Genomic DNA, 23,952 nt, shown 5'->3' with positions numbered 1-23,952 from the left:
TTATGACCATTTCTATTTGGAGGTATAGTCACCTAACATTAGCTATAGCTTCTTTTGTCTTTGTATTTCTAGCAACAATAACAGGTATTGTACTAGCATTTCAGCCTATATCAGAGCAGATACAATCCTATAAAATAGAAGGGTTAGAGCAACTTGATTTAAAACAAACTGTTGCGACATTTAAAACACAATACCCGGAGATTATAACTATAGAAGTAGACGCAAATCAATTTGTGTCTGCTTCTGTTATTACTAAAGCAGGTCAGTCTTTAAATGGTTATTTTAATCCGAAAACAGCCGCTTTTTTAGGAGAGAAACCAGAGATTTCAAACTTTTTTAAATTCACAACAAATTTGCATCGTTCCTTATTTTTAAAGGGGATGGGGCGTTTTTTTGTTGGTTTAGGGTCTTTTTTATTGTTTCTAATTGCTTTTTCGGGTTTTATTTTAATCATTAAACGTCAAAGCGGTATTACTCGTTTTTTTGCTAAGATTATTAAAGAAGATTTCTCGCAATATTGGCATGTTGTTTTAGGTCGGTTATCCTTAATTCCTATTATAATTATTACGTTGACAGGGGTGTATTTATCACTGTTAAAGTTTGATGTTATTACAGAAAACAAACCTTCGCATTCGGTTGATTTTAATACGACCGCTTTCGCTGAAAAGCAGCCTGGTAGCCATCTGTTTAGTACGGTAATGTTAGATGAGGTTGTTGCTTTAGAATTTCCTTTCTCGGAAGATGAAGAAGATTATTTTACTTTAAAATTGAAAGAGAAAGAACTTATTGTACATCAGTATTCTGGTGTAGTGTTAAGTCAGATTGATTATCCAATGGTTACTTTTTTATCAGATTTAAGTTTGCTATTACATACTGGTAAAGGGAGTATTTGGTGGTCGATAGTATTGTTAATGGCGTGTTTAAATATTCTATTTTTTATCTATTCAGGTTTTAAAATGACTATAGATAGAAGAAAAAAAACGGTCTTACCAAAAAACAAGTTTACTAAGGATAAAGCCGAGTATATCATTCTTGTGGGATCGGAAACGGGCAGTACATATGGTTTGGCAACATCTTTTTTTAAAGCATTATTAGCTAATGGGCAAACGGTTTTTATTGCAGACTTAAACAGTTATTCAACATACAAGCAAGCCAAACAATTAGTGGTGTTTACTTCTACTTATGGAGAAGGAGAAGCGCCAATAAATGCAAAACAGTTTGTGTCACTTTTAAAAAGTGTGCAGCAAGAACAAATACTTAATTACGCGGTGGTTGGATTTGGATCTTTACAATATAAGGAGTATTGCAAGTACGCACAAATCGTAGATGCGAGTTTACAGTTAGATTCAAAATTTCAACCCAATTTAGAGTTGTTTAAAATCCATAATCAATCGGAAGACCGTTTTAAAGATTGGGTGTTGCAATGGCAATCTGTAATTGGTTTAAATTTAGATATTTCAACTATTAAAACGATTAGTAAACCAAGAAAAGAACAACCATTTAAAGTGTTGGATGTCTCAGTATTAAATATAGATAACACTTTTTTAGTAACACTAAAACCTAGTAAAAAAGTAAGATTTACTTCCGGAGATTTATTGTCAATGGTTCCAAAAGTAGATGGTGTCGAACGCTTATATTCTATTGCAGAAATAAACAATCAGATAATAATTAGTGTAAAAAAACACGAACACGGCATTTGCTCTAATTATTTTAGTGCTTTGCAAAAAGGAGATCAGGTAAAAGCGGTGATTAAAAGTAATCCGTCTTTTAATTTACCTGAATCTAAAACAAATAAAAGTGCTGTTTTAATTGCTAATGGAACGGGAATCGGTCCTTTTCTGGGTATGATAAGTCAGTCTAATCCAATAACTAAACATTTGTTTTGGGGCGGGCGTACAAAACAGTCTTTACAACTATATAAAAACCATATTGATAACAGTTTAAAACACAAAACGCTATCTAGTTTTCATCTTGCATTGTCGCAAGAGCAACAAGATAAAATTTATGTTCAGGATGTCGTTGCTAGTAACCAAGATGTAATAGCTCAGGTTTTAAAAGACAACGGTGTTATATTTATTTGTGGCTCTATAGCTATGCAAAATAAGGTTCTAGAAGTGTTACAGCACATCACAGCATCTAAACTGCAGCAACCATTGTCCTTTTTTGAGGCCAATAATCAAATAAAAAAAGACTGTTATTGATTCTAAATATATCATTATGTGCAACAATATAAAATCAATATCTAAAACCTCTAAAGGCGAATTAAATTTCTGTAAAGGGTGTCAGCAATTTCATCTTGAATTTAATAATATTTATTTCGAATTTACGCCTAAGGAATATGAGCAATTTAAAACGTATATCTTATTTGTGGAAGCGGATTATTGGGAGCATAAATATGCTTGTGCTAATGTTAAACGTAAAATACCAATTCCAACCTTACAAGATAATTTAGTGCTAATGTTTAATCGGCAGGAAATTAAAGAGCTGAAGGCATTAGTTAGCGGAAAAGATAAGGATGTGTTTAATACAATACTTTCTGTAGATGATATTGATTACACTTTAATTATTAATTAGTCTAAATTCTTAAAATAGTAAAAACCCATTTGACTAGTCAAATGGGCTTTTTATTGGATTTATTTTGTTGTGATTTACTTTAAAATAATCTCGTAAGGCACCTCATTGTTTAGAGAGTAATTTCCAGAAATATCTTCTATAACTTTCTCGTCGTTGGTATTAAAATAAGTAATTCTAAACTGCTTAATTTGGTCCTGAGGGTAAGCATGAATGCTCAACTCTATTAAACCACTAGAATCGCTAGTTTTACTTTCTTTAAACTTGTATTCTGTTAAGACATCAATAGTCACTTGAGCCGGATGTCCATTGACATTTAAAAACTTAGCTTTAAAAAACTGTTCTTCAATCTCAGGCTCATTAACATAATTTAAATGTTGCTGATTTGTGTTTTGATGTTTGTTTCTGTAAAAGCCTAAGTGTAAGTTGCTACTCACATCGTCTAAAAAGGTATTGTATCCTTTTTTCTCAGCATTGTCAAAATATTTACAAGATTCGCTGGTGTGTAATCTAGCAATTTCAACCTCTTTACTGTATTTTTTTCTGTTGCTATAGTTTTTGTAAGCCACTACAGAACGTTTGAATAAGTAAAAGACAAACAGTCCAGCTAATACTTCTAAAACATAAAATAAGACTGGTAAGATATCTTGAATTCCAAAAGCAGATTCTCTAATTCCGGCAGCAATTTCTCTGGCAACACGCTCTTTAGAAAAATAGAAAATGGCACCTCCAATAGCAATAAATAAAACAACACCAAAGATAAATTGACCTCTAGCATGTTTGTATACGCCTCTAACAATATCAGAATCTGGTGTAGAGGCATTTGCGCTTATCTTTTTATCCTCAAAAAAACGTCTGTTTCTAGTATGAGAACTTAGCATCCCTACTAAAAGCTCGGCAATAACTATCGATATAAATATAATTCCAATCCCAATAACCCAAGGCGCTTGAGGTAAGATGTCACGATAAATTTCGCGACTAAAGTAGTATTCTAAAATACAAATTACAATAAACGAAATAGTGAAAGGCACAACATAAGCATTGGACATTATTTTGTCCCATTGGCTTAGTTTTTTCTCTTCAGGTTTTAAAATTTCAAAAGTATCTCTTGCGCGTTTTGAGGCAGAGTTTGCTCTTGATGCGACTTCGTCAGAGATGGTGTATAAATTCTCAGACTCGTCTGTAGATGGTTGATTCCAGTTAACAATCATAATTGGTTATGTGTGGTTTATTATAAACATTCAAAATCTTCAAGGTAGCTAAAAAAGCCTTCTTTACCCTCAAATTCATTAATCTCGGCACCTCCAAATACGGAAGTGTCTTTCCAACCTACTAAATACAATTCTGCATTATCAGTAAGTTCTAAAGTGTTTTCAATCGCTTCAATTTTACCAGATCTAACAGGCTCATTAACACCATCTGTAAATAATACGACGATTATCTTGTCGTAGTCATCCATGTTAGGTTCTTTTAAAAGCTTATTAATGTGGTTAAAGGCTAAATCGATATTAGTAATGTCATTCCCTTTATAAGGTTCGTAAGTTAAAATGGAAGATGTTAACGTTTTAGATAAAAAAGTGTTTACACGGGATTGATTTTTCTTTTTAATCTTTTCGTTTTTAGCTTTAATCTTTTCGTTATGCTTTTTTTGTTTTGCTTGCTCCGTCAGTGTTGGGTTGTCTGACGTTAAGATGTTTTCATAAGGTTTTAAGGCGCTTACTTTTAATCTAAAAATCTCTTTAGAGTTTGGCGCTGGATTCCCAATAATGGTTGATGCAAAATACCCATTACCATTTTCGGTAATAATATTTATTACAGCTTCGTAATCTGCTTTGTCTAATTTTTGAATACTTTGTGATGAGCCACTTCTGTCATCACCAAGAATAATCATTATTTTACAGTCAGGAATATCTTCCTCAGCTGCTGCTGTGTGGGCTTTTGAAGCATCATCTACACAAGAAAAAAGGGCTATTGATAAAAAGGATAAAAGTAAAAAAGGTCTAAAAAAGGTCATTGGTTATTAATTTAGTGCTAATATATGTAATAAAAACTTACCGAATGTTACATAATCCTTAGTACTAATCTATATTTTTGCAGGACTTGTTCGTTCAAGTTTATTATATTTTTATGAAAAAAGACATTGACATCCCTAAAGTAGAAAACGTTTATATTGCTGTTGTTAACGAGTATAATGACCTTTATAAAACACAAGATTGGAACGCTTATATTATTAACGATAAAGAGGTTGATTTAGAAATGGTTTTAATTGTAACTAGCGGGTATTCTGATGATAAAATGACTTCTATTTTTAGAAAAAAACTAGACAAACTACCTAAAAAGAGTTATGCTAAGATCGAATTGATGCAGGAAGATTTGTTTGCATTAAATAATCAGTTTAAAGTGACCTTTTTTGAAGGTAATGCTATGTTTGATAAAACCTATACCTTCAGAAAAAACACGATTAACTTAAACGCTTTGCAGGCTGTACCTTTAATGGAAGCAAAAGGTGTTTTGGTCAAGTAGCTCCTTTACTTGCCAGTTATTGCTTCTATTTTTTGAATAAAGATTTTAGCGTTTTCATTGTCTGGATTAAACTCTAAAGATTTTTTGTAATTACCTAATGCTTTAGTGTAATCTTTGGTTGTAAAATAGAATTCACCCAAACTATCGTAAGAATTAAAATGCTCTGGAAACATTTCTAGTTGAAGGTTAAATATTTTTAGAGCATCTTCGGTCTTTTTATTATTAAGAAGTTGGTATGCTATGGCATTTAAATTATCATTATTTGTATAGTAATTAGTCGTATCTCTAAGTTGTTGTCTTAATTGCTTAATGCCATTATTGGTATCATACAATAAAGTGTTTTCAAAAAAGGCAACGCTGTTTAATTTGGGGTATTTAATGAGTTCGTTTTCTGTACTAAAAAATAAATTTTCCCAATTATTTAAAGCAGCATCAGAGTTGCTATTCATAATTAAAATTATACCATAATCGCTATCTGGACATAATAAAAGTCCGCTTTGTGTACCATTTGATGTTCCTGTTTTAGAATAGTAAAAACCTTCTTCTTCTCCAACACCTAAACCCTCCCATAGGTATCCAACTAGATTATCGTCATTGTCTTCAAAAAGCTGTTTAACAGACTCTTTAACAATAGGGTTATCGCTTTCTAGTTGAAACTTCATAAACGTAATTAAATCTGGTAGTGTTGAAATAAGTCCAGCTGCTCCACCAAGTAAGGGGTTTTTGTCTAATGGAGCCAATTTGCCATTTTTATAGCTGTTTACTATTCGGTTTTCATCAAAATTAGAACCTAGTAAATAGGTGTTTTTCATGCCTAATTGGTCTAAAAAATCTTGCAATAAAACAGGATATGGTTTTTGGTACACTTGTTCTAAAATATAAGCAACAAGTTCTGGTCCAACAGAGCTGTAAGCGTAAACGGTGCCTGGTTTTTTATTTACTGTTACAGTTTTAAGTTCTTCTAAAAGGTGATTAATGTTATAAGAAAATGGTTTGTTTTTAAAATAACCATTATTTACACTGTCTGTTACTTCTTTTAGTCTTTTTGGTGTTTTGTTTTTTAAACCTATGGTGTGTGTAAGCAGATTTTTGATGGTTATTGGTGTGCCTTCAAATTCTAAATTAGCATAATCTCCTTTTAGGTGTTTTCTAATATCATCATTAAGGTTAATCTTTTTTTCTAAAACCGCTTTTGCTGCTAAAGAGCCTGCAAATACTTTGGTTATAGATGCTATTTCATATAATGTATTGTCGTCTGGTCTGTTGTTTGCACCTTTATCAATTTCGCCATAATAGTTTTTATATAGTTTTCCGTCTTTATAAATAGCAAACGCTAAAGAGTTAATGTTGTTTTTCTCTAAAGTTTGGTTAGCGTAGGTGTCTACTAGTTTTGTGATTTTTTTAAAAGGGTCTAGTTTTTCTTCTTTATTGGATTTACAGCTTAGTATACTTATAAAAATGATTAAAAGGATGGCTTTAAATTTCATACTATTTACGGTTATAATAAAAGTTAAATTATGGCTTTTAATAAGGATAACTTAATAGTAGGTTTGTTACACTATTGTGTTAAAAACCTTTGGCTGGTAGTTGCGTTAGCGATTGTAGTGTAAATCCTTTTTATGAGGCACGATTAAAAAGATTGCAACGTAAAGCGCGACCTTTAGGTAACGCCCAAATAGATGTGAAAATTAAAAAGTCCCTTTATATAATTTATATAAAGGGACTTTTTTTAATCTAATTTATCTGTTAATTTCTGAAACACCTTTTTGGCGTCTTTACCTTCGTATAGTACAGCATAAACAGCATCGACTATTGGTAAACGTGTTTTCTTTTTGTTTTTCTCGTTTAATAAATGAGCACTTTTAGTGGCGTAATAGCCTTCTGCTACCATACTCATTTCCATTTGTGCAGATTTTACAGTGTACCCTTTACCAATCATGTTTCCAAATAAACGGTTTCTAGAAAAGGTAGAGTATCCGGTAACTAATAAATCGCCTAAGTAAGCGGAGTTATTTATGTTACGTTTCATTTTGTGCATTTTTTTAATAAAACGCTTCATTTCTCGGATCGCGTTACTCATTAATACACTTTGGAAGTTATCTCCGTAGCCCAAACCGTGTGCAATTCCGGCAGCAATAGCATAAATGTTTTTAAGCATTACGGCATATTCTGTACCAATAACATCATCGCTAGTTTTAGTTTTTATATAATCGCTTGACAATACATCTGCAATAGCTTGTGCTTTTTTCTGATCGGCACAAGATATGGTTAAGTACGATAAACGCTCTAACGCCACCTCTTCTGCGTGACATGGTCCTGCGATAACCGCAATGTTCTCGAAAGGTATTTTATAGCTGTCGTGAAAATATTCTCCTAAAAGCATTCCTGTTTCTGGAAGAATACCTTTTACTGCAGAGACCACTGTTTTATTGGTAATATCTACGGTTAGTTTTTGTAATTCAGAATGTATAAATGCGGATGGGACTACAAAAATTAGCACATCGGCATATTCAGCCATTTCGTTAATATCGTTACTTAGTTTTAATTGCTCTAAATGAAACTCGACAGAACTTAAATAACTAGGATTATGTTGCTCTTTTAATAAATGCTCTTTGGTGTAAACGCTACGCATGTACCATCCGACTTCGTCCAAGTTTTCGCAAAGCATTTTTACAATTGCAGTGGCCCAACTTCCGGATCCAAAAACAGCGTATTTTAATTGTTGACTCATAAAATGGGGTTATATCAATATCAAAAATACGGAAAATTTTAGTGTTATATGTTAATGATTTATCAATGTTATATCGTTTTTGGCACAGCTTTTGAAATAGACTTAAATATCAATCCTTAAAACGACAGATTATGAAGACTATAAAACTACTTACAGGTTTTGCTTTAATAGCAACATTATTTACGTCTTGTTATACAGAAGTTGTAGTTGATGACTATAATGGCTATAATGACCCAATTCCGATAAACATTAACCAAGTATTAAACTCTAACGAGTTGTGGTATGTTGCGGTTGAGGAAACTATCGGTTATGGCGAGTCTCCTTTTTTACAAATCGCATTTACAGTCTCTTTTAGAAATGGGACGCTTTACGCGAATAATAACTTAGTAGGGATTGGTAGTCAGGGTAACGGTTATGGAATCGCAATTGGGTATTATAACGCCTATGACAATATCTTAGATGTGGATCATGATATTGATGGAAATGATAGTTTTGATGTTTATCAAATAGACAATAATACTATAGAATTATACAACCCATTTACAGATACCTCGTATTTTTTACATGGTTACCAACGTAGTAATTTTGATTATGACTTTGTGTTTTACGATAACATCCAATATTTTTTACAAGAATATGAAGCTTGGGAAAAAACATACACTAGTAATTTTGGAGCTTTAAATGAGTTTGATAACGAAAACTACTTGCAATTTTTATCTGGAGGAAATGATAATACGTTCCGAAGCAGTCAAGATGCAAATGGTATTAATCCAAACAATTTATATTGGGATTATACAGGATTGTATGGTGTAGGAAACGTAAGTGGAAACATGTATTTAAAAACATTGGTTTTAGATTACGATTATTTTGATAACGAACAATTTGAGTTAAGTATACTTAACGATCAACGTATAAAGTTATATCACCCAAGTTCTGGAACAGTATACGAGTTTACAGGAAGAGGTTATATCGAATATTTAAGGGTTGGTACAGAAACCAATAGATCTAAAGCATCTGGGCTTAAAAAGCGTGTACAGCATACAGAGAAAAAGGATAATGCTAGAGACAGTTCTAGAACATAAAAAGTTAGTTAATTAGTTTGTAAAAACCGTTTAAGGCATATGCTTTAAACGGTTTTTTATTTTTAGTTAAAACAAGGTTGCTACAGGTGTTTTAACAAAGACTTAGCATAAGAGCTGTTGCTATAAGTTGGCGTTGGGTAACTAATGTTTTAACTTTATAATTATTAAGTAACAATTAAACTAATAAACACAATTATGGGATTATTTTCATTTATTAAAAACGCAGGAGCAAAAGTTTTTGGGATAGGACAAACAGATAAAGAAGAAGTCGCAGAAGCAGCTGCAGCTGAAGTTAAAATAGAAGCATTAGCTGCCAGGAAACTAGAAGAAACAGCAAGAGATTTAGATTTAGTGGTAGAGGGATTAACTATATTTATAGATGCTGATGCGGCAACCATTTCTGGTGAAGCGGCAGATCAAGCAACTAAAGAAAAAGTGGTGCTTTTAGTAGGTAATAGCGATGGTATTGCAACAGTGGACGATAAAATGACGGTGGCAGTAGCAGCAGTAGTTATACCAGAAGCGCAGTTTCATGCCGTGATAAACGGAGACACTTTGGGTAAGATTGCTAAAAAATATTATGGTAATGCTATGAAGTATCCAGAAATTTTTGAAGCTAATAAGCCAATGCTTACAGATCCAGACAAAATTTATGTTGGACAAGTATTGCGTATTCCTGCTTTAGACTAGAGTATACTTTTATATACAAAAAAAAACGCCAACTGTGAGGTTGGCGTTTTTTTTTGTTTAAAGTAGAACCAGTACTATTAGCTATTTTTAATTTTTTCACGATGTGTAATACCCCAGTCTCGAATGGTTTCGATAACTTTATCTAACGATTTACCGTATTCTGTTAGGCTGTATTCCACAGCAACGGGAGTGGTGTTAAAAACAGTTCTGTTTACTAAACCGTTAATTTCTAAATCTTTTAGTTCTTTAGACAACATTCTAGGAGTAATGCCTTCTATTTGGCGTTCTAATTCTTTAAATCTATGGTTTTTAAAAGACAGCGCAATAATAATAGGTAGTCTCCATTTTCCGCCAATAATATCAATCACATCACGTACAGGTAGGATAAATGTTTTACATTCTGTGGGCGTATAACTGGTTGTGTCGTTTTTTATTGTTTTCATGTTATGTGCTTGTAACGGTGTTACTATACTAAAGTATAGCGGTATACTTTAGTATAGTGGTATATAAAGTATACCAAATATAGCCTACTTTTGAAAATAATAAAAATTGAAGTGTAGTATTCATTCAATTTTAAAAACAAAATAGATGACAAAGACATTAGTTGTAAGTTATACGCCTAGAGAAAACTCTAACACAAAAAAACTTGTAGATTATTTTATTGAAAATAACAAAAGTAAAACAGAAATTACGGAACTAAATTTAGCCAAAAACACACCGGATTTACTACTGGAAGACAGATTAAACTTGTATGTTAAACGTAATTTTGGTGGTGTTACATTAACGGATCAAGAGCAGTTATTATTAGCAAACAATGATACAATGGTGGCTCAGGTTTTAGAGGCTGATTTTATTGTTATCGCCAGCCCAATATTTAATATGTCTGTTCCTGCTACAGTTAAAGGATGGGTAGATGTTGTGATCCAGGCAGGCGTTACTTTTACACAAACCGAAATGGGACCAAAAGGACTATGCGAAAATAAACAAGCTTTAGTGTTAATGACTAGCGGAAGTGATTTTAATATCGAGCCATTAAAAAGCATGAATTTTGCAACACCTTTATTAAACGCTTGCTTTGGATTAATGGGTATTCCATCTAAAAATATTACTGCGTTTGGTTTGCAACAATATGCGGATAAGGTCGATAGTTTATTAGAGCAATCTAAAAATGAAATTAATGCTTTAAGTGACGATTGGTTTTAATTAATTAGACTCAAACACTGGAAGGAAGTCTGTTTGGTATGCTGGAATCAAAATTTGAAGACACTAGAACGCAAGCGCAAAACAGGATTCAATTAGGAGTAGAGATTGGACAAGCTTATAATTGGAGTAGAACCAGAATGGGAGGCTGGGCAGTAGCTCAAAGTCCTATTTTAAAGACTACTATCACAACTTCTAGGCTTAAACGAAAAGGGTATAAGCCTTTGTTGGATTATATTAATAATACGCAAACTTCAATTTGGTGAACCGCCGTATACGTTCCTGAGCGCTATTGCTGGTGGCAATAGAGACGAAAGGATCAACGTAGTTGCTTACGTACGGTGGTGTGAGAGGCGCACTCCGGCTATTTTAGTCGGAGCCGTCTACTCGATTAGCACAAGTTTTTTAATTTTCCATTCGTTTTTCATTCAGTTTTTTAAGATATACTTTTTGTAGTTTACTCCAAAAACTTGAGGTCATATTACTTTTATAGATTTTTTCCTTTTTTCTATCTACAACAGAGAATTTTTTAACATTATATAATGCTGGTCTATTTCTAATAGTCGTTGTACTAAAATCTCCACTATTTATTGTATTGGACTTCCAAACGGAACCAGCAGGGCGATAACTATAGTCAAAAATATATCTATATTTATGAACATCATTATATTTATCTTGCGTTTCAAATTCCTCTTCAGTTGCGAATTCGTATTTTCCTTTATATATTTTTTTTACATTCTTTTTTAGATATTTATTGTAACTTCTATGGTGAGTGATAAAAACAATGGTTGAATTATCTTCCCCAAAATCAGGTGGAATTGCTCCTTTTTCTTCTGTAATATTTTTGTTAGCCTTAGATTTAACGATAGCGCCACATGAAGATAAAAGAGTGATTGTTGAAATAAAAATTGTTAAAAAAAGATAATGTTTTAATTTTGTCATAATGTAAATTTTTAGAATTCTGTGTTTAATTTGTGCTAACGTTTAATATAAGAAACGTAGGGCAGGTGATAAGCACTATCGTTTCGGTTTATTACTTAGCTAAATATAAATATTTTGCTTTTATCTTTTTCTACTATAAATGCCAATTTTTATATTTAGCGGACTTTGTAAATAAATACAGACCTTTCGGTTTAGCAAAAACGTCCTATGTTTTTTATACCTTGTTAGCTGTTGTTTTTGAGTTTAATAATGTTTTTTGTCAAATCCATCCATATATGATATTTTCCAATTTTCAGATTCCTTAATCACAGTTAAAGGATAACCTGTTTTATAATCATTTATCCAATTCCATTTAATGTCTTTCCCAAAATCCCAAGTTAAATTAACAGAATCATTTTTTAATTCAATAGTGTTAATTATCATAGTATTCCAATATTCATCAGGATAGTCTTGGCAATGACACCATTCATTAGCCCCCGTTCCAAATGGAGGAAGATAACCTTTGTACCATTCATACTTTCCATTCTTAACCTTATTGTCTATGTTCTTTAAAATTTCTCTGTAATTATCAATGAAGCCCTTTGAGAAGTAATCGGTTTTCTCTAAATCATTTTTAATAGAATCAAATTCATTCCAGTCAATTCCTATGTACTTAATTGCTTTTTCTCCTTCAGGGCTCCAGCTAACAACTGAAAAATCATTGTCCTCAATTCCAATGTTAAAATAATTACGTTTATTACTTTTATTCCATTTATAAACTTTTCTTATAAGGTTCTGTATGACAATACTATCTTTTTTAGTAATGGTCGTATTCTTAATAGATAATTGTTCATTTTTCAATTTTTCAGATTGTGCTTCATTTTCTTTTTTCTTAGAAGAACAACTTATAAATAACAGTAAAATGATTGAGATTTTTAATAAGTTCATATTTTTTTTAATAACAGCTAACGTTGATGTATAAGGATAGTTGCGGGTTTGTATGCGAGGATTTTCCGAAGGAAAATCAGATGCAGGCAAACACGTAATTGCCTTTGTTTAAGCACTAAACCGGAATTATTTTTATACGGTGTTGGCAGTAGTTATTTTTGTTTTATGATATAATTAATTAGTTCAGAACCAAAGTCCAACAATTTTATAGAAGGAGATCTTTCATCAGTTGCGAATCCACCACCTCCTATGTAATCTTGAAAATCTTTACTAATTTTTATCAGAGAAGCATTTTCCAAATCTCTTACACATTTACGAAAATAGTATTTGTCTATTTCAGGATTATTTTTTAAATAATGTTCTAATAGGAATTCATAGGCTTTTATACTTCCAGCGATAAAATTTTCATTCACAGAAATATATTTTAATATAATAAAATGAGTAGGAGTGAGTTCGTCAATTATTCTTAAAAAAGAATGTTTTTTGTCAAATTCAAGTTGATTACCAAAATAATTTCCAATTGAATTTTGTAGATAGTTAAGCTTTTCGTTCTGATGAGTTTTAAATGCTATTTGACTAGCCTCTATTAAAAAGGTGACAAACTCATCATTTTCTTTTAAATTCTCAATCTTAAATGATTCAGATGTTTCTTCGAGATAATTAAGTTTATCAACGACAGCTTGCATCCATTCTTCTCTTCTTTTAGTGATAGGTTGTGAAAGAATTAGTCCAAATGTTTCAGATGCAACACCACCAGCAAATGGGATAGCACCAAATGCTCCTTTAACTATAGAATGAACTTTATCTTTTGATGTTTCTTTAGGTACTTCTAAGTCACTCATATCGTTTTTTATTAATTACTGCCAACGCCTGGGCTATGATTAGTGCAGGAATTAAAAGTAGTGAACTTTCGATTAAGCACTTAGCCAAATCTTTTTATTTTGTTTTATCTTTTTTGTTCTAAAGCCAAATCAAAAGATTTGGCGGACTTGGTTAAAAGCACTAAACTTTAGGTTAAGCAACAAAACCCGTATTAATTATAGCCATTGTTAGTCTTAGTTACTTCCATAACTTCCAGCTAATCTAACTATTAGAATTGTTTGTGTCAATTTTCAGAAAAGATTCTATATTCTCAATTATTCCACTAGAAATTAGAAAATCTTCTCTCCATTTTTTTATTAAAATTTGCTTGTAACTTTCTTTATAGATGTTACAAGATTCTGGGTTAGCTCCAAGTTCAAGAAATAATTTAATTTTTGGTATATAAGAATTGGCCTGATTCTCATAAAGGTTAAATTTCTCTAGATTATTTTCTTTGTAAGAACTTGCTTGCCATTTTGAATCCGCAAAATTCTTTATATTAAATAGCAATCCTGTTTCACACCAATAATTTAAGCTATCGATATTTGCTCCTTTTTTTATTAAGTATTCTGCAACATCTTTATTCAAATAGTTACAGGATAAGTAAGTCAAGTCAACATAACTTAATGGAAATTTAGTTTCCACTGTCCAATTAGCTTTATCTATTAACTCTATAATTTTTGCAGATTCTTTTGATTTTAATAATTTTTTGAAAGTATCTTCAGCTAAATCAACTTGCCAAGGTTTTAAATTATTAAATTTTTTATTTGGAGAGAAGACACCGTCATAATTAACTTGAGCATCATCAAAATTAGTCTTTGATACATCTGTTCGACCACCATCTAATAAGATTTTTTCGTTATCTAAGTTTCCCATTTCACACCAATCAATACATCTATTTTCGTGCATAGTAATGCATAACCCGTGTTCATAATCCAAACAAGAGTTAAAACTGAAAACAATATAAGCACTTGATTCTTTACTTTCTGTGTTTATAAAAACCTCATTAATTGCCAAAAGATTAAATAAGTCGTCAATAGTATTCAATTCGGGATAAGAATCGGGATATTCATCTTGTGATATAAAGGTCTTGTACTTCGGGTAGATTTCGTTTTTGATGTAATTTAGAAGAGATTTAAGGATTTTAATTTGGTTATTTATCAGAAAATTTACCGCATTAATTTGCTCAGTAAATGGGTCTGGATTATTGTCTGTAAAATCTGTTATTTGAACTTTAAAAAGACCTTGTAATTGTTTTTCTTTTAAAAGTCTATTTATAAGTTCAGAATTTGTTAAACATATAAACTCTTTCAATTCAATTGTAGGTGTCCAATTTCCTTTAAATATGAATTTTTCCACGGTTTTTATTAATTAAGGCTAACGTTTATGTATAAGAATAGTTGCGGGTTTGTGTGCGAGGATTTTCCGCAGGAAAATCAGATGTAGCAAACACGCAACTACCTTTGTTTTAGTACAAAACCGCAATTATTTTTATACGGTGTTGTGCATAGTTTTTTATAATTCATTCAGCTTATTCACAGCAATATCCCAATCAATTGGGAAAAACTTATTGAATAAAATTTTCGACTGAATCAGTTTGTTTTCTTTAATATAATTAATCGTAAACCCTTTAAAATCTCTGTTATTTGGATTTAGAAGAGCATATGTCTTACAAGACTTAAAAGGTAAATTAAATTCATCCGTTTCGTCTATCAAATATTCCATTCCATTTAGATTCGTTTTATTGTGTTCAGCGATTATTTTGTCAATAAGTACTAAATCAATTTTCTCGAAAATATAAGTATTTGATTCCATTTTTCCATAAATCTGATTTTGGTCAGAACTATAATCTAAAAGGTAAGAGTATTTTTTAAAGTTTTTATTCTCACTTTTATATTCATAAAAATTGGCATTTCTGATTGGCATTAAAGTATCAACCCATTTCTGATTAAAAATATCTTCCGCAACGAATAGTTTTTCAATTCCTTTTTCAGGTGGAATCAATGTCTTTTCATTTTCTTTTTCGCAAGAATTGATTAGGGAAAATAGTGTCGAAAATAGTATTAATGTCAGTTTCATTTCGTTCAGCTCGAATTATGCACAACGTGATTGTATATGGTTTGTTGCGTGGTTTAAGCAACTAATTTAATAAATAATTACCGACCAAGAAAGTCCGCGAGGACTTTCGTAAGTAGGTGAGAAGCCAGCAATAAATTATATACTGTGTGTGTGCCCAGCATGGGCATCTTTTAATTTACCTAAAGGTAAATAATTAATCTAGAGGGTGCAAGTCCCTTATGCGCAGGAGTAACCCTTCGGCTACGCTCAGGACAGGCTTATTGAAGCATTAGTAAGTCGCAAGGTTGGTAATCGCGAGGTTACATCTGAAGGCTATTTGTGATTGATTAATGAGCAAATACCACTACAAAACTCGGTACTGACCCTTCGTCTACGCTCAGGACAGGCCAAGCAGAAATCGTATACAGAGGCATAGTTATTCGGGTAAGCAAGCATAGCATTGTAACGCCCAACGATTACCAAAAGGGTAATTATGTAGATACGGCAGTGATTGAGTGAAAGAAGATGCCATTACCTGGGGAGGTCTCCAAAGTTACGAGTTAGCTATATGGAGCAATCAGCAGAGGTCATAGTACTTACAGGATACGAGTTGAGGCAATACCTCAGAAGGTCTCACAAGTAAGGAAGGACTGAACGTAATTCTCTTCAAAATTCGCATAGGAGCACTAGTGGTAGCCTATGCCTAAATTAGAAGATAGTGTCAAGGGTGAAAAGCCCTTTGGCTTGATGATTTACGAACCGCCGTATACGTTCCTGAGTGCTATTGCTGGTAGCAATAGAGACGAAAGGATCAACGTAGTTACATATGTACGGTGGTGTGAGAGGCGCACTCCGACTATTTTAGTCGGAGCCGTCTACTCGATTGTGCCTTGTTTTTATTCTATAGACTTACATAGTTCTTCGTAATGCAAAGTATCCTTTTCAAGTTCTGTAATTAAATCAGAAACAGCAAACTCAATGTCACATAATAAATCACTATTTACCATCATTCTATTTATACTGTTTGAATGACTGAAATAATGTAAAACTTTCATTATCCTTTTTGATTTTTCGATTCCAAATATTTTGTCTGTTCTTTCATCAACTTTAGAGTTATAATTTCCTGGAATCTTAGAATATGAATATAATTCTACAAAACGTCTCATAGAGTTTGGTATATTCATTAAAGCCTCATAATCTTCTTTATTAGCAGAATTATGAAACTTGTATAATTCGTTAAATAAATAATGATATTCGGACTTATAATCTCTTATTGCTTTTGGTAACCTGTAAAGACCTGATTCACTTTCTGCAATCCTTCTTACAAAATAATATTCAGTATCTCTTTTACCTAATGGTAGTTCTCTTAGTAGATTAAAAAATTCAAAATTATGAGTTGAGAGGAATAACTGTAAACATTTTAAACTATTTGGTCCATTTTCCTCATCCTTAAAGAAAAAGTCTTTAATTAAAGCATTTACCTGAAAAATATGGTTGCTATCTAAGCTTGAAATGGGGTCATCTATATAAATAATAGAAGTTTCAAAATTAGGAACTTCTAATAATTTAGTTAAAAAAAAAGAAAAAGCGATTGCAGTTTTCTCTCCTTCACTTAAGTTTTTAGCAATGTCATCATTACGTTTTAGTGTAAAAAATTCATTGCCATTTTCATTAATAACTTCGATATTTATTTCTTCACGACCTAAAAAGGAATGAATGAATTCATTTATTTTTTCTCGACCTTTTTGAGCATTACTTATTTCGGCTTCTATTAGTTTAATATTAGTATTGAATTCATTTATTTTTAATTCAAAAGATGAAAACCTATTGTTATAAGTTGTGATTTTAGACTCTTTATATTTAAGGTTTAAACTTTTAATTAATTCTGATGCATAATGTTGTTTTAGTTTTTTTAATGCATCAGACTTCTTTTTATTAAACTCTAATGTGTATTGGTTGTTTAAATTATATTTTTCATTGATTTCGATTACAAGTGTAGAGATTGAATCAGACAAATTTGTAATTTCTGAAAAATCAATTATGGGTGTAAAAGTGTTAGTCAGTTTTGAATTGACTTTATCTTTTAACAACTCAATTTGGTTATTATAATTATTTACTTTCTCCGTAATCTGTAAATTTATAGATTTAGGTTCTATATTTAATGAAGAATAAAAATCCCTTGAGTCAAGTTTTTTAATACTAATTTTAGATTCTTCCAATATCTCAAGTAATTTATTTAAATCACCTTTGTGTTTCTTTAAGTCTTCTGAAAAATGTGCTAAAAGGTCATTTTTTCTTGTCTCTGAAATTTCATTATGACAGTATAAGCAATTTTGTTTTTCGCTATGTAAATCAACTCCTTTTTCTACCCATTCTGAAATATTTGGATTCTCTAATAAAAAATCAATAGTTTTAGAAAAGGCTGGTGTCTCAGAAAGTAATTTAGTAGTTTTACTATATATATCAGAAAAATTTAAGTTAACGTTTACTAGTTGTATATCATTTTTCTTATCACTTTCAGACATTTTAGCACTAATTATGTACTCAGCTATTTGACTAGAACTTAATTTGTAGGTAGCGTAACTATCTTTAATTTGATTAAAAATAGGTCTTAATTGTACTTTTGTAAAAGACTCAACAATACCTAATTTTGCTGTTATAAACGAAGCTTTTGTAGTTAAACCATTTTCAATACTGCTTTTTAAAGAACTTGAAATGTTTTTAAGTTTTCCATTTATACTTATTAAACGGTCAACTTTTTTTGATAGTTCTTCAATTTCCTTTTCTTTTTCAATTGATTCTTCTCCAAGAAGTAAAACAGGGTTAAAGGTTTCTCCATCCCATTTTAGATTATTTTTAAGAAAATCAGAATTGAAAACTCTTACTGGGTTTGTATAATCAGCTAAATTGTCTTTATTAAATGATTTAGAGTTGTTATCTAAAATCTCAAAATTTGCTTGATTATAATCCGTAGAGATTTGGTTTTCATTAAAACAACCAATTATTCTTGATAAGGTAGTTTTTCCTGAATAATTCCATCCATATATGATATTTAACTTCTTAAAGTCTTCTATGTTTCCAGTTCTTTTGTAGTCTTTAAAAACACCAAATTTTTCAATTTTATTAACTCTTTTTATCATTTATTCTGGATTTTTCTCAAATAAGGCACAACGTTAAGTATAAGAAACGTAGGGCAGTTGATAAGCACTTTCGTTTTGGTTTATTACTTAGCTAAATATAAATATTTTGCTTTTATCTTTTTCTACTATAAATGCCAATTTTTATATTTAGCGGACTTTGTAAATAAATACAGAACTTTCGGTTTAGCACAAACGCCCTATGTTTTTTATACCTTATTAGCTGTTGTTTTTGATTTTAATAATGTTTTTTGTCAAATCCATCCATATATGATATTTTCCAATTTTCAGATTCCTTAATCACAGTTAAAGGATAACCTGTTTTATAATCATTTATCCAATTCCATTTAATGTCTTTCCCAAAATCCCAAGTTAAATTAACAGAATCATTTTTTAATTCAATAGTGTTAATTATCATAGTATTCCAATATTCATCAGGATAGTCTTGGCAATGACACCATTCATTAGCCCCCGTTCCAAATGGAGGAAGATAACCTTTGTACCATTCATACTTTCCATTCTTAACCTTATTATCTATGTTCTTTAAAATTTCTCTGTAATTATCAATGAAGCCCTTTGAGAAGTAATCGGTTTTCTCTAAATCATTTTTAATAGAATCAAATTCATTCCAGTCAATTCCTATATACTTAATTGCTTTTTCTCCTTCAGGGCTCCAGCTAACAACTGAATAATCATTGTCTTCAATTCCAATGTTAAAATAATTACGATTATTACTTTTATTCCATTTATAAACTTTTCTTATAAGGTTCTGTATGACAATACTATCTTTTTTAGTAATGGTCGTATTCTTAATAGATAATTGTTCATTTTTCAATTTTTCAGATTGTGCTTCATTTTCTTTTTTCTTAGAAGAACAACTTATAAATAACAGTAAAATGATTGAGATTTTTAATAAGTTCATATTTTTTTAATAACAGCTAACGATCTTGTGTATGAAACGTAGCGTGTAAAAAGACACTAACTTTTCGGATTTAGCACGAGCCGAATTTTTCGTTTTCATGTTTTATTTTCGTTTATAAATATAATCAAATAAAAAAATGACTACTTTGTAAATAAGCAAAAACCGCTCAAAAAGCCTGTAATAGCCATTAGTTATAAACGTTGTTGTAGGTGGTTTAACTTTTATTCATACTTGATTTAGACGCTTTAATTTTAACTTTTCTAGGTACTATATCTCTTAATTCTTTTAGCATATCATTTAATTTGTCAATTGAATTTGTGTTAATAGTTAATGAGAGTCCAGTTCCTGTTAGATTAAATTCAAATTCCTTTGAACTATCCTTTCCTAAAAGAAGTCCGCTTGTATTACTTGCTATAAAGAATAATCCTCCTTTCTTACATATGTTGCTGGTCATATATAGTCCATAACCTGAATTAGCCCATTCACCTTTTGGTTTGCGTTTTTGACCTGCATAAATTTTACCAGAAACCCCTGGTTCCAAGCTTTTTGAAATTGCTTCCTTGTCAGAGTTTAGATTTAGTTTTGGATTATCAGTTAAAGATTTTTTTATTCCAATTCCACGATCTAATACAGCAAAAACAACTTTGTTTTTACTTGGTAAATATTGTGCGCAAAATCCAAATGTATCTGTATGGCTATGCTCAACAATATTTCTGAAAATTTCACGTATTGAATAGGTCAATACTTCCTTTAGTTCATTATTAGAGTTTCTTGTTAGTACTTTACTTATTTCTTCTGCTTTATTAGTTAAAAATTCACCAGGTGGAATCATTAATTCTCGAGATTCTTCTAGAATTTCTTGTACTGAATATAGCGTTATTGGTATGTAATTATCATTGTTATTCGCTTCACCAGGTGTTTTTCCAAAATTTAAACCAAAAGATTTAAAAAAGCCCATATGAGCTTCGTAAGTTCTATGTTCAAAATTTTTTGCAGAAAACTTAGAATTAGTATTATTCTTTTTAAAAATTGCCATCTCACTACTTAGGCAAAGAAGAGAAAAAGGGTCAATTCTATTTAGGTTTTTAAAATCAAAGACGTATTCTCTTTCTTCTCTTAAATTCTTGAAAGTATTTATGAAATTTAGTGTTTGGTCAAATATGAGATGACTTGGGACTACAATGATTTTTTTTTGCATTTTATATAAAAAGGCTCTAGTATTTATTTCATAAGTTCTTGCTACTAATTACCTAAAACTACTTATACAAGAACTAAAGTAGCACATATCCCATAAGAATTACGGGATATGTGGAAGTTTTGTTCCTGATTTACTTTAGTACTCTTTCGCAAACTTACAATTATTATGACGTGTTTAAAACAGGTATAACTACGTGGTTTTATTTGTTACGCCTAAGTTACAACGGTGCAATGATTAATTTTTACGGATTTCCGTAAAACGGTAAAAAAAGGTATAAAAAAACCATCAGGTTAGATGGTTTAATGACTGTTATTAAAAGTTATATGTTGTTGTGAGAACGTTTATTTTTAAATATTTGCTTTTATTTTAAGCGTCTAATAATTTTTGAAATCTCCAATCTGCAACTTTTCTTATCCTTAGTATTCTTTTCGTTATTTCTGGGTTGCATGAACATTTAGATTTATCAAAACCAATCCAGTCTGGATAATTTCTTTTAGCCATTTCAAAAATGTGTTTGTCAAAACTATAAGAACGCATACATCCTATTTAATCGAAGTCAAACAAAGTTAGTTACCATTTTTGACAAAGTCAAGACCAATAGCTTTGGTGCCGGTAGAAATTTAACGTGTATAAACAGGTCTTATATAATCAGACACTAAAGGTTTTACGTTTTTAGATTAGAATTATCTAATACAAAATAAGTGCGACCAGAGATACAAAAGGAGAGTTATGGTTATGACTGTTTTAGTGCATATATTGCAGCTGCTAAAAAAGCAATCTTATGACTTTGAAAAAAAAACAAATAGTATTTTTCTTATTTTACATGTCTGTTTTATCAGGTATAGCGCAACAAAAAACAATTTATTATGGTGTGCCTGGTACTGGTGGGGCTGCCGTTTGTGTATTTGAAGACAACACGTATAAAGTTATTAAAAACGAAGCGTCTTTTTCAACCTTAGAAAATAAATATATAGTATTTAAAACTCCTGAGATAGATCAAAGTCGCTTTACAGTGATTAGTAATTCTGAACAAAAAACGGATAGTATTACAATTAGTGTGTCGGTATATGATATTATTTCATCAGCAGATAACACATATATTGGCTATAAGCAAAATGCTAATGATGACTACACTTACGTTAATCTTATCATTGAATCACGCTTATTTAATACAACTCCAAAGAGTAAGATCTACCAATTAAAAATACCAAAGTCTAATTATTTACAATTAGTATATGAAGAGGAATATATTAATTTAAGTTATTTAGAAAGTTTTAAACTTCCTAAAAACACCTCTAATCTTTTCTTTGATTTTAAATATAATTACAATAAAAAAGCAAACTTAAATTTGTTTGCAGAAATCGATGGTGCAGGTAAGCTAAAGGTGAATAAAAGACTATTTTCTACGGATAACCCTAAAGGCGATTATGTTAAAAAAACAGCAACAGATTCTATTAAAAATTGGACGGTCCCTATAAAAGTGGAGCAGGAGGCTTATAAAAAATTTGACAATCCTAAATTACTTTATCAACCTGTCTTAAATATTAGTCCAACAACTTATGACGATCATTTTCCAAAGATAGAAAGCTTGGATGAGGCTTTAGAGTTGGTACAAGCAGATGATTCTAAAATCTTATTAATCTTTAATCAATTATTAGATAATAATGCTGAAGCCTATTTTGAAGAATTTGCAAGGGGATTAAATAATTATTCAAGGGGTGATTACGATGCCCATTTAAAAAATATCATAGTATACTTATCTAAGCCTGAAGATAGAAAGGCTTTAGTTAAATTTAACTCTAAGAATGCAAATGAAGTTATTGCTATTAATTCACATTTAGAAACGCTTTATACAGAACAGATTTGGAGTAATAGATTTAGAAATAAGTATGGCCTTAGTTTAAGTACGTTAGAGCTGGATAAAAAATTAACAAATTTAAATGCCGTTCATGTCATAGATAAAAAAATCAAGGCTAAAACAACTTCGGCTAAGGACTTTTTAAATTTAAATCAAATCGAGGATAAAGATTTCTTATTTAAAAATCTAACAGGAGAGCATGAGAGTGTTACGGAAGTCACAGAAGTTAGTGAGAGGTATTCGAGCAACAAGGAAAGAAATAGAAAAACCACTGCGCAATTTTATTGGAAAAGTATTGCGGCGGTCCAATTAAAAGACGAATTAACAAGGCTGACAATTAAACATAAAATAGATAAAGTTTTAGATAGTGTTTATGCTAATCTTGCAATTAATTATGTCTCTTACGATTATAATTTTAATGATTTAATCGGTTATGAGTCATTTAGTAAATCTAAGATTTATTTTGAGTTTAGTCTTTATTTGTCCAGGTTTGCAACACAGATTGCTCAAATAAAAGTCAGATATTCTAATTATGACAATAATATTTATGCTATTGGATTTGGATTAAATAAAAAGGGTGCTTTACAGTATCCAGAATTAGTGATTCCAACTTATGAAAATCTAATGTTGCTTAAAGGATTCAACTCGCAATTTATAGGTAACTATCTTAATTATTTAATTTTGAGTAATACCAGTCCTTATGATGCTTTTGATTCGTTTTACAAATCCATAATAAGTAAGCAGGGTAATTATAAAAATCAAATCGAGCATTATTATAATACTTATTTATTAAGTCCAGACGAAATGTATCCTCATAATGAGATAAATAGACTGAGTGATCAATTGTCGGAAGCTTCTAATACCGTGGCTTGGCAAGTTGTGATCAAGCAAAACACGGATAAACAGTTATTAAAGAGGGCTTTAGATTGGTCTAAGTTGAGTTTGGAAATAGAGCCTGAAAATCATTATTACATGGATACTTATGCACACTTATTGTATTTTACGGGTAGTTTAGAAAAAGCAATTCAAATGGAATCCCAAGCGATTACATTGGCTACGGACAACAAAGACGATGAAGCATTAAAAGGATATACTGAAACGCTGCAAAAAATTAAAAGTGGCACCTTGAAATAACGGTTTTTAAGTAAATACCAACAGATTTAGATAAAATAGACGTGGGTACGTGTTACTGCTTTAGACTAGAGTGGCTGTTTATAAATGAAAAAGGCCAACTGTGAGGTTGGCGTTTTTG

22 protein-coding genes are annotated in these 23,952 nt (G+C 30.9%); 8 read left to right on the top strand and 14 right to left on the bottom strand.

Annotation, left to right across the window (positions count from 1 at the left end; translation table 11 throughout):
* The first annotated feature begins 2 nt into the window (after window positions 1–2).
* Both H0I26_RS02040 and H0I26_RS02035 read left to right on the top strand, forming a co-directional pair.
* Window positions 3–2,201 (top strand): PepSY domain-containing protein, encoded by a 2,199-nt coding sequence (locus H0I26_RS02040; protein ID WP_218700800.1) that lies wholly within the window; start codon window positions 3–5, stop codon window positions 2,199–2,201.
* Between the two features lie 16 nt (window positions 2,202–2,217).
* Complete coding sequence (locus H0I26_RS02035; RefSeq protein WP_101015597.1) at window positions 2,218–2,574, top strand: DUF6686 family protein; 357 nt, start codon at window positions 2,218–2,220, stop codon at window positions 2,572–2,574.
* Window positions 2,575–2,648: 74 nt separating this feature from the next.
* Here the strand turns inward: H0I26_RS02035 and H0I26_RS02030 are convergent, their stop codons facing one another.
* Window positions 2,649–3,782: a hypothetical protein gene (locus H0I26_RS02030; RefSeq protein ID WP_101015596.1), complete on the bottom strand. Its 1,134-nt coding sequence runs from the start codon at window positions 3,780–3,782 to the stop codon at window positions 2,649–2,651.
* Window positions 3,783–3,802: 20 nt separating this feature from the next.
* Complete coding sequence (locus H0I26_RS02025) at window positions 3,803–4,585, bottom strand: hypothetical protein (RefSeq protein ID WP_218700799.1); 783 nt, start codon at window positions 4,583–4,585, stop codon at window positions 3,803–3,805.
* A gap of 113 nt (window positions 4,586–4,698) precedes the next feature.
* Between H0I26_RS02025 and H0I26_RS02020 the strand changes: the two genes are divergently transcribed.
* Window positions 4,699–5,094 carry a hypothetical protein gene (locus tag H0I26_RS02020; RefSeq protein WP_218700798.1) on the top strand — a complete coding sequence of 132 codons (396 nt, stop codon included), beginning with the start codon at window positions 4,699–4,701 and terminating at the stop codon, window positions 5,092–5,094.
* A gap of 5 nt (window positions 5,095–5,099) precedes the next feature.
* Here the strand turns inward: H0I26_RS02020 and H0I26_RS02015 are convergent, their stop codons facing one another.
* On the bottom strand, window positions 5,100–6,581 hold the full coding sequence (locus H0I26_RS02015) for a serine hydrolase domain-containing protein (protein WP_218700797.1): 1,482 nt from the start codon (window positions 6,579–6,581) through the stop codon (window positions 5,100–5,102).
* A 242-nt stretch (window positions 6,582–6,823) separates the two neighbouring features.
* Window positions 6,824–7,825, bottom strand: a complete 1,002-nt coding sequence (locus H0I26_RS02010) for an NAD(P)H-dependent glycerol-3-phosphate dehydrogenase (protein ID WP_101015592.1) — start codon at window positions 7,823–7,825, stop codon at window positions 6,824–6,826.
* Between the two features lie 131 nt (window positions 7,826–7,956).
* Here H0I26_RS02010 and H0I26_RS02005 point away from each other — a divergent pair, with 131 nt between their 5' ends.
* Both H0I26_RS02005 and lysM read left to right on the top strand, forming a co-directional pair.
* Window positions 7,957–8,907 (top strand): nicotinic acid mononucleotide adenyltransferase, encoded by a 951-nt coding sequence (locus tag H0I26_RS02005; protein WP_218700796.1) that lies wholly within the window; start codon window positions 7,957–7,959, stop codon window positions 8,905–8,907.
* Between the two features lie 195 nt (window positions 8,908–9,102).
* On the top strand, window positions 9,103–9,597 hold the full coding sequence (gene lysM, locus H0I26_RS02000; protein WP_136583142.1) for a peptidoglycan-binding protein LysM: 495 nt from the start codon (window positions 9,103–9,105) through the stop codon (window positions 9,595–9,597).
* Between the two features lie 77 nt (window positions 9,598–9,674).
* Here the strand turns inward: lysM and H0I26_RS01995 are convergent, their stop codons facing one another.
* Window positions 9,675–10,040, bottom strand: coding sequence for a winged helix-turn-helix transcriptional regulator (locus H0I26_RS01995; protein WP_218700795.1), 366 nt, complete (start codon window positions 10,038–10,040; stop codon window positions 9,675–9,677).
* Between the two features lie 145 nt (window positions 10,041–10,185).
* On the opposite strand from H0I26_RS01995, the gene H0I26_RS01990 reads away from it, so the two are divergent.
* Window positions 10,186–10,800: an FMN-dependent NADH-azoreductase gene (locus tag H0I26_RS01990; RefSeq protein WP_218700794.1), complete on the top strand. Its 615-nt coding sequence runs from the start codon at window positions 10,186–10,188 to the stop codon at window positions 10,798–10,800.
* A 38-nt stretch (window positions 10,801–10,838) separates the two neighbouring features.
* Window positions 10,839–11,063: a hypothetical protein gene (locus tag H0I26_RS01985; RefSeq protein ID WP_218700793.1), complete on the top strand. Its 225-nt coding sequence runs from the start codon at window positions 10,839–10,841 to the stop codon at window positions 11,061–11,063.
* 139 nt (window positions 11,064–11,202) lie between these two features.
* On the opposite strand, the gene H0I26_RS01980 is transcribed toward H0I26_RS01985, so the two are convergent.
* From H0I26_RS01980 to H0I26_RS01940, 9 genes are all read right to left on the bottom strand, one after another.
* Window positions 11,203–11,739: a hypothetical protein gene (locus tag H0I26_RS01980; RefSeq protein ID WP_218700792.1), complete on the bottom strand. Its 537-nt coding sequence runs from the start codon at window positions 11,737–11,739 to the stop codon at window positions 11,203–11,205.
* A gap of 243 nt (window positions 11,740–11,982) precedes the next feature.
* The gene (locus H0I26_RS01975) at window positions 11,983–12,666 is read right to left on the bottom strand and encodes a hypothetical protein (RefSeq protein WP_218700791.1); all 684 of its coding nucleotides are present in this window, start codon (window positions 12,664–12,666) and stop codon (window positions 11,983–11,985) included.
* A gap of 152 nt (window positions 12,667–12,818) precedes the next feature.
* On the bottom strand, window positions 12,819–13,508 hold the full coding sequence (locus H0I26_RS01970; RefSeq protein WP_218700790.1) for a hypothetical protein: 690 nt from the start codon (window positions 13,506–13,508) through the stop codon (window positions 12,819–12,821).
* A 241-nt stretch (window positions 13,509–13,749) separates the two neighbouring features.
* Entirely contained in the window at window positions 13,750–14,886 is a 1,137-nt protein-coding gene (locus H0I26_RS01965) for a DUF6985 domain-containing protein (protein ID WP_218700789.1), read from the bottom strand.
* A gap of 156 nt (window positions 14,887–15,042) precedes the next feature.
* Window positions 15,043–15,606, bottom strand: a complete 564-nt coding sequence (locus H0I26_RS01960) for a hypothetical protein (protein ID WP_218700788.1) — start codon at window positions 15,604–15,606, stop codon at window positions 15,043–15,045.
* An 875-nt stretch (window positions 15,607–16,481) separates the two neighbouring features.
* Window positions 16,482–18,725 carry an AAA family ATPase gene (locus H0I26_RS01955; protein ID WP_218700787.1) on the bottom strand — a complete coding sequence of 748 codons (2,244 nt, stop codon included), beginning with the start codon at window positions 18,723–18,725 and terminating at the stop codon, window positions 16,482–16,484.
* Window positions 18,726–18,960: 235 nt separating this feature from the next.
* A complete protein-coding gene (locus tag H0I26_RS01950) occupies window positions 18,961–19,644 on the bottom strand; it encodes a hypothetical protein (RefSeq protein ID WP_101015583.1) in 684 nt (227 codons plus the stop codon).
* A 214-nt stretch (window positions 19,645–19,858) separates the two neighbouring features.
* On the bottom strand, window positions 19,859–20,842 hold the full coding sequence (locus H0I26_RS01945; protein ID WP_218700786.1) for an ATP-binding protein: 984 nt from the start codon (window positions 20,840–20,842) through the stop codon (window positions 19,859–19,861).
* Between the two features lie 366 nt (window positions 20,843–21,208).
* Window positions 21,209–21,379, bottom strand: coding sequence for a hypothetical protein (locus H0I26_RS01940; RefSeq protein ID WP_218700785.1), 171 nt, complete (start codon window positions 21,377–21,379; stop codon window positions 21,209–21,211).
* A 244-nt stretch (window positions 21,380–21,623) separates the two neighbouring features.
* Between H0I26_RS01940 and H0I26_RS01935 the strand changes: the two genes are divergently transcribed.
* Entirely contained in the window at window positions 21,624–23,834 is a 2,211-nt protein-coding gene (locus H0I26_RS01935) for a hypothetical protein (protein ID WP_218700784.1), read from the top strand.
* Window positions 23,835–23,952 lie beyond the last annotated feature (118 nt).

The sequence above is a fragment of the Olleya sp. HaHaR_3_96 genome, from assembly GCF_019278545.1.
In the GTDB taxonomy this organism is placed as follows: Bacteria; Bacteroidota; Bacteroidia; order Flavobacteriales; family Flavobacteriaceae; genus Olleya.
This window is presented reverse-complemented; position numbering and strand designations above follow the sequence as displayed.